At 61.0% G+C, this 7558-nt stretch carries 6 protein-coding genes; 2 read left to right on the plus strand and 4 right to left on the minus strand.

What is annotated here, in order from left to right; genetic code table 11:
- Positions 1–10 precede the first annotated feature (10 nt).
- On the minus strand, positions 11–490 hold the full coding sequence (smpB, locus tag X744_RS144115; protein WP_023762098.1) for an SsrA-binding protein SmpB: 480 nt from the start codon (positions 488–490) through the stop codon (positions 11–13).
- 25 nt (positions 491–515) lie between these two features.
- On the minus strand, positions 516–1397 hold the full coding sequence (gene dapA / locus X744_RS144110; protein WP_031261019.1) for a 4-hydroxy-tetrahydrodipicolinate synthase: 882 nt from the start codon (positions 1395–1397) through the stop codon (positions 516–518).
- 292 nt (positions 1398–1689) lie between these two features.
- Here dapA and X744_RS144105 point away from each other — a divergent pair, with 292 nt between their 5' ends.
- Both X744_RS144105 and X744_RS144100 read left to right on the plus strand, forming a co-directional pair.
- Positions 1690–3741 (plus strand): lytic transglycosylase domain-containing protein, encoded by a 2052-nt coding sequence (locus X744_RS144105; RefSeq protein ID WP_023762100.1) that lies wholly within the window; start codon positions 1690–1692, stop codon positions 3739–3741.
- A 473-nt stretch (positions 3742–4214) separates the two neighbouring features.
- Complete coding sequence (locus X744_RS144100) at positions 4215–5114, plus strand: alpha/beta hydrolase (protein WP_023762101.1); 900 nt, start codon at positions 4215–4217, stop codon at positions 5112–5114.
- A 61-nt stretch (positions 5115–5175) separates the two neighbouring features.
- On the opposite strand, the gene X744_RS144095 is transcribed toward X744_RS144100, so the two are convergent.
- Both X744_RS144095 and X744_RS144090 read right to left on the minus strand, forming a co-directional pair.
- Complete coding sequence (locus tag X744_RS144095; RefSeq protein WP_031261021.1) at positions 5176–6273, minus strand: site-specific integrase; 1098 nt, start codon at positions 6271–6273, stop codon at positions 5176–5178.
- A gap of 240 nt (positions 6274–6513) precedes the next feature.
- Positions 6514–7558: porin (locus tag X744_RS144090; RefSeq protein ID WP_023762103.1), on the minus strand; the 1045-nt coding region annotated here is incomplete at its 5' end.

A 7558-nucleotide genomic window follows, 5' to 3' on the forward strand; every position in this document is an offset into this window, starting at 1 on the left:
GCTGTTTTACCTACCCGCGCTCTTTCAAGAGCCGACCCTTCTCGCGCGACCAGTCGCGCTGCTTCTCGGATTCGCGCTTGTCGTGCAACTTCTTGCCGCGACCGACCGCGAGCAGCAGCTTTGCGCGGCCCTGATCGTTGAAATAGATTTTCAGCGGCACCAGGGTCATGCCTTCGCGGTCGACGCTTTGCGCCAGTTTCGCCATCTCGCGCTTGTTGAGCAGCAGCTTGCGGCGCCGGCGCGGCTCGTGGTTGAACCGGTTGGCCTGCAGATATTCCGGCAAATACGAGTTGATCAGCCAGATCTCGCCGCCTTCGACCGAGGCATAGCTGTCCTGGATGTTGGCCTGGCCCTGGCGCAGCGACTTGACCTCGGTGCCGGTCAGCACCAAGCCGGCCTCGATCGTGTCGAGCACCTCGTAGGAAAACCGCGCCTTGCGGTTTTCCGAAACGGTCTTGTTGTTGGGATCGGCTTTTCTGACTTGATTCATGATGTGGAGAGGTGGCGCCTCATCGCTAATTAATCAAGCCGGCGTGCTTCATCGCCGCATCGATCTTCTCTGCGGTCGATTGTTCGATCGTGACCAGCGGAGAGCGCAGCACATTCTCGACCTTGCCCAGTTGAGAGAGCGCATATTTCGCGCCGGAAACGCCAGGCTCGACGAAGATCGCCTTGTGCAGCGGCAGCAAACGGTCCTGTAGTTCCAGTGCCTTCGCGCTGTCGCCGGACAGGGTCGCCTCCTGGAATTCGGCACACAGCCGCGGCGCGACGTTCGAGGTCACCGAGATGCAGCCGACGCCGCCATGCGCATTGAAACCAAGCGCCGAAGCGTCCTCGCCCGAAAGCTGGATGAAATCCTTGCCACATGTCGCGCGCTGCTCGGAGACCCGTTCGACCTTGCCGGTTGCATCCTTGACGCCGACGATGTTCTTGAAGTCGTGCGCGAGCCGGCCCATCGTCTCCGGCATCATGTCGATCACCGAGCGCGGCGGGATGTTGTAGATGATGATCGGCAGCTTGGTCGCCCTGGCGACAGCCGCGAAGTGCTCGTACAGGCCGCGTTGTGTCGGCTTGTTGTAATAGGGCGTGACGACCAGGGCGGCATCGGCGCCGGCCTTCTCGGCATATTGTACCAGGCCGACGGCTTCCTCGGTATTGTTGGAACCGGCGCCGGCGACGACCGGAACGCGTCCCTTGGCAACCTCGATGCACACCTTGACGACCTGGCGATGCTCGTCATGCGACAGCGTCGGCGACTCGCCGGTCGTGCCCACGGGAACCAGTCCCGCCGTGCCCTCGGCGAGTTGCCATTCGACGAACGCGCGAAAGGCTTTCTCGTCGAAACGCCCGCTCTTTTCGAACGGTGTCACGAGCGCAGTAAGCGAGCCTCTCAGCATATCGTCCAACTCCTTGGGACTTCATTGTTTATGCAGGCCATCGTCCCAAAACCGGTATCCAGTTCTTGGGCGACATGCATCGGTGTTTTGTCGTGCGCGCCTTCTAGCCGAAAGCGAAGCGGCGCACCATAGTCTCGACATTGTTGCGCGGCAAGCATTGCGATGGTGCCAGCAGCGCAATTCGAACGGCCTCGCTAACTCTTTGTTTACGAGCTCTTCACGACCTAAGTTTAGGCTTCGAGCCTTCTCGGCCTGCTGGTAGAATGCCAGGACAGGGAAAGACGTAAAGATCATGCTGGCCAGTAGGCCTCACCTCTTCGCGCTGCTTGGCGCCACGCTCTCGCTGATGCCGGGCATGGCGATCGGCGGTAGCGTCGATGTACAGCTCACTTCGGCCATTCCGTTGCCAAGCTCGGCCATTCCGATGCCCGATCTGCGGGACAAAGCGCAAGAAGATACCTCGCCCGGCGTCGCCCTTTTGAAGAGCGGGCTGGATGCGCTAGCGGCTGGCGACAGTACCAGCGCCCGTGCGGTGCGCGATGCCCTTCCCGCCCATTCGCTCGACCAGCACATCCTTGCCTGGGCGATCGCGCTTTATGGCGGCGACAAGGTTCCGAGCGGCGACATTGCCGCCGCGGCGAAGATGCTGCCCAACTGGCCGGGCACCGTCGCGCTGCGCAAGAACAGCGAGCGCGCACTTTATCGCGAGAACCCTGCCCCAGACGTCATCATTGCGGCATTCGACGGCAGCCAGCCGCAGACATTCGAAGGTGTGATGTCGCTTGCCCGCGCTTATGTGGCATCGGGCAATGTCAAGGCGGCGCGTTCGGTGCTGTCACCGTTCTGGCGCACCACGATCCTGGAGGCCAAGGATGAGACGGCGCTGATCAAGGAGTTCGGCAGCCTGATCCCGGCTGCCGATCACCGTTTTCGCATGGAGCGCATGTTCTATGCCGACCGCGCAAATTCCGCACTGCGTATCGCCGATCTCGCCGGCGCGCGCCAGCTTGCGGACGCCTGGGCAGCGGTCGGCAGAAGTGACAAGAGCGCTGCCAAACTGCTGAAGGCGGTGCCGGCGGCACAACGTTCGGCCGGCTATTTGTTCGCGCAAGCTGAATATCGGCGCAAGCAACAGGATTTTGCCGGCGCCGCAGCCATTGTGATGCAGGCACCGACCGATCGCGATGCACTGGTCGATCCGGATGCGTGGTGGGTCGAGCGCCGCGTGTTGTCGCGCGAACTGGTCGACCAGGGCGACATGAAGACGGCCTACCGGATCGTCGCAAGCCACGCCGCCGAAAGTGCCACCAATGCGGTGGACGCCGAATTCCATGCCGGCTGGTACGCGCTGCGTGGCCTGAACGACCCCAAGCTCGCGGCAACGCATTTCGAGCGCATCGCCGACCTAGCGCAGGGGCCAATGACGCTGTCGCGTGCCTATTACTGGCTCGGCCGTGCGGCGGAAGTCGGTGGCCCGGGCAACGCCAAGGACTATTTTGCACGCGCCGCTGCCTACGGAACGACATTTTACGGCCAGCTTGCCGCCGAACGTGTCGGCCGGCAGGCGCTGAACATCGTCTATCCCTCGCCAAGTGCCGCCGACCGGCAGACTTTTGCCGGCCGCGAGGCGGTCAGCGCCATCAAGCGGCTGCAAGAAGCAGGCTACGACCGCTACGCCGAGACGCTCTATCGCGACCTTGCCGGGCAGTTGACCAGTCCGGGCGAACTGGCGCTGCTGGCTGTCCTTGCGGAAAAGCAAGGCAACCATTTCATGGCGCTGAAAATCGGCAAGATCGCCGGCGCGCGTGGCATCGATGTCGGCGCGCTGTCGCATCCGCTCGGCGTCATTCCCGATTCGGCCGACATTTCCGGCTCGGGCAAGGCGCTGGCCTATGCGATTGCGCGCCAGGAAAGCGAGTTCAATATCGGCGCCGTGTCGAGCGCAGGCGCGCGCGGGCTGCTGCAGCTGATGCCGGGAACCGCCAAGCAATTGGCGAAGAAGGCCGGATTGCAGTTTTCGCAGATGCGGCTGACCACCGACGCCGGTTACAATGCGACGCTGGGCGCCGCGTTCCTCGGCGAGCAGCTCGAACGCTTCAACGGCTCCTACGTACTGACTTTCGCCGGCTACAATGCCGGCCCAAACCGGGCCAGCCAGTGGGTGGCCCGTTACGGCGACCCGCGCGGCAAGGACATCGATGCCGTCGTCGACTGGATCGAGCGGATTCCCTACACGGAAACAAGAAGTTACGTGCAGCGCGTGATGGAGAATTACGAGGTCTACAAGATGCGTATTTCGGGCAAGTACGACATTGTGGGGGATCTGGTGAACGGGCGGAGTTGAGGCATGATAGGTGTGCCAGCCTTCTTGTTGCGGTATTTGCCCAGCGCTCTACATCTTTGAGTCGAGTCCCTTCACACCCCCTCTGCCTGCCGGGCATCCCTCCCGCAAGTGGCAGGGCTATCGCGTATGAATTCTTGCGAAGAAGAACCCCACCCTAACCCTCCCCACAAGGGGGAGGGAACGCTGCCGCGTGCGTTTAATTCTTCTTGGCGCCGAAAAGACAGGCGATTCTCCTGGGTCAGCGCCAACGGAAGTCTCCCTCCCCCTTGTGGGGAGGGGTTAGGGGTGGGGCTCCGTGCCGGGCAGACATCTCAGGAATTCCATCTCCCTCCTTGCGGGGGAGATGGCCGGCAGGCCAGAGGGGGGTGCTGTCCCGCCAAATTTCAAAATTTCGGGCGCTACTTCCTTCAATTTGACCGTCCGTGCCGCCGCCTGTAGCAGTCGCAGACGATCTACACGACGGAGGAATCCGCATGCCAAACCACGAAGGCTTTTCCGATTTTTTCTATGCCTCAACGGATGGGCTCCAGCTCCATGCCCGGGTCTACGGCGAGACCAAGTCCGGCTCCTGGGCGGTCGTCTGCCTGGCCGGCCTGACCCGCAATGCCCGGGATTTTCATGAGCTGGCGCTCTACCTGTCGACGCGCGCGGCAAATCCGCGAAAGGTCGTTGCCTTCGACTATCGCGGGCGCGGGAAATCCGCCTACGATCCCGACGTCAAAAACTACAATGTCGGCGTCGAGGCTGGCGACGTCCTTGCCGGGTTGGCGGCGCTCGGCGTCAACGAGGGGGCCTTCATCGGCACGTCGCGCGGCGGGTTGATCATCCATGTGCTTGGGATGATGCGGCCGGCTATGCTGAGAGCCATTGTTTTCAACGACATCGGACCGGTGATCGAGGCGGTTGGACTCGCCCACATCCAGTCTTATCTCGAGCGCCACCCGACACCGAAAACCGGCGCACAGGCGACTGCCGCCCAGCGCAGCGTGCATGGCAAGGACTTCCCTGCCCTTGCCGGGGCGGATTGGGATCGAATGGTATGGGCCCTCTACCGCGAAACGGATGGTGGCCTGGTGCCGGATTTCGACCCGAACCTGGTCGACACGGTTGCCAGTCTCGACCTGACGCAGCCGCTGCCTGATCTATGGCCGCAATTCGAGGCGTTGGCCGCGATTCCTCTGCTCACCATACGCGGCGCCAATTCGAAGTTGCTGTCCACAGACACGCTGAAACGGATGAGAGAGCGCCATTCCAAGATGGAAGCGATAACCGTCGCGGGTCAGGGCCATGCACCATTCCTCGAGACCAGCAGCCTGCCCGACGACATTGCAGCTTTTCTCGACCGGGCCGAACAGCAGAATAGCCCTGAATAACGCCCAAGAAGAAACAGCGTCCTGGCAAAGCTACTATAGTATAGGCTGGATCTTCCAGTCGCTATTTGGCTTTTGCACTTTTCCTGGGCGCTTTCGGCAACTCCTTTGCTGCAGCGGCTTCGCCCCTTGGTTTCCGCGCTGCGGTCGGCGACGAAGGCACCGTCACAGGCGATGAAAACACGGAGCCTTGCGCGCAGTTGCCGGCCGGCTGGGCCGATCGAGGCGTTTCCAGCACGATGACACAGCCGTCGAGATCGTTGGTGGCCAGATGCGCGTAGCGCATGGTCATCGACAGCGTCTGGTGGCCTAGCCACATTTGCACGCGCCTGATGTCGATGCCGCCCTGGACAAGACGCGAGGCGCAGGTGTGGCGCAATATGTGCGGCACCACCTGGTCGTCGGCGCCGAGGCCGACTTCGGCCTTTGCATCGTTCCAGATGGCACGGAACTGTGCCTGGCTGAGCTTGGTGAACGGTCCCTTGGGCCGGCGGCCTTCGGCGGGCGGCAGCTTGATGACCTCCTTGACCCGCTCGGTCATCGGAATGGTGCGGCTGCGGCCGGATTTGGTGATCCAGAAACTGACGCGATGCTCCTGGATGTCGTTCCAGATCAACCCGAGTGCTTCGCCGAGACGGCATCCGCTATCGACCAGGAAGACGGAAAGCCTGTAGGCATCCTCGCNATCCTCGCTGCGGCTCTTGATGGCGGCGAACAGCCTGGCTTCTTCGTCCCTCTCGAGGAAACGAATCCGTCCCGCCCGCTCCTTCTGGCGGCGGAACTCGGGCAGGCTGTGGATATCTCCCATTTTATGAGCCTTGCGCAGCAGTTTGCTGAGAGCAGCCATCTTTCGATTGATGGTCGCGTTGCTGTTGCCGCGCTGACGCAAGGTGCCGATAAGGTTGTCCAGGGTACTCTGGTCAAAGGCGCTGAAACGCTCCCCAAGGAGAATTTCATCTATTTCGCCGATGAACGAGCTGACATTGTACTTATGCCGCCCGTCATCCCACAATATATCCCGATATGCTGAAAAAAGATCTCCAACCCTGTGCGACTTTACTTCTCTTATCTTGTTGTACGTGTATTTAAACTTCGAATTTTGAGAAGAGAATACCGCAAAATGATCAGAGGGAACACCCTCTTGAATAGCTTCGTTTGTCATTGTGAGCCACGCCCCCCAGTGGATTAGGTCCAGACCTAGCCGCTCGGAGACGTCCTTTCAAGAGTTTTAAGTCGGACGGTCGATTTCATCCACCCGAGGGGGATCCCACGAAATCACCTTCAGACCTTTTCAGCTACCGATTCCCCCTTTTCCTTCTTCTTGACCAAGTCCAGTCACGAAACAAAAACAGCCCAGGCGTTGAAGCGCCCGGGCTGGATTTCACCTGTAAGGAACCAGCCCTTAGAACGAGCGCTGGAAGCGGAGGATGCCGCCAATGGCGCTATCCTCACCGGCCGGAATGCCAGTCCAGTTGGAGTCGCCTTCATTGACGTAGTCGACTTCGGCCGTGACCGTGAGACCAGGAACGACGTCGTAGGCGATGTTCGCCGCCACGCCGAGGTTCTGGTCCTCGTCATACGAAATCTGGGTGTTGAACGAGGTCTTCTCGTTGAACTTGTAGGTGCCACCGCCCCAGATCGCCCAGTTGCCGCCCCACTGCTTGAAGAAGCCGCGACCGCCAGCCGGAATGGCCCAGGTCGGATCCGAGAGATTGTCATCGGAACCGTAACCGCCCATGACCCACAGCTGTATGGCGTCATTGACGTTCACGTCCAAGCGGACTTTGCCGGCAACTTCTTCGTAGTTGCTGTCATAAGCCACGACACCGGTGATGGCACCCCAGCCCTGCGTGTACTTCACGCCGCCGACGACATGCGGAACGTAGCTGTCGATCGTGCCCTTGAGGCCCGAGCCTTCTTCAAGAGAGACCACGGCCGAGAAGCCGTTGCCAGCGTCGAAGTAGTACTGGACGACGTTGGAGTCGAAATCGCCGTAGGGAACGAGCGTATCCTGGATGACGTTGCCGGCGTAGCCGATGAACGTATTGAAGGCCGATTCATCCTTACCGACGCGGAGACCACCGAGCTGGATCCAGGCGAAGTTCAGCGAAACGGCGTTGTTTACGCCACCGTTGAGGTTGCTGGCGACGCCGCCATCACCATTGCCGAAGTTCCAGCGGGTCTCGGTGAAGGTCTTCAAGGTGCCGAGTTCGGTCTCCTGGCCGGTCCAGGTCTTCAGCGTGAAGCGGGCCTGCTTGTGCCAGGTGTCGTTGACGGTGCCGTCTTCATGGTCGAAGGCGCGAGCACCATTGAAGCTGCCTTCCTCGCCGGCGCTGATGTCATAGCGGATAAAGCCGCCGATGCGCAGGCAGGTTTCGGTGCCGGGGATGTAGAAGTAGCCAGCGCCGTAGACGTCGCAAATCTTGACGTATTCAGCGGGTTCCGGC

Origin of the sequence: Mesorhizobium sp. LNHC252B00 (assembly GCF_000502955.1) — a bacterium.
GTDB lineage: Bacteria > Pseudomonadota > Alphaproteobacteria > Rhizobiales > Rhizobiaceae > Mesorhizobium.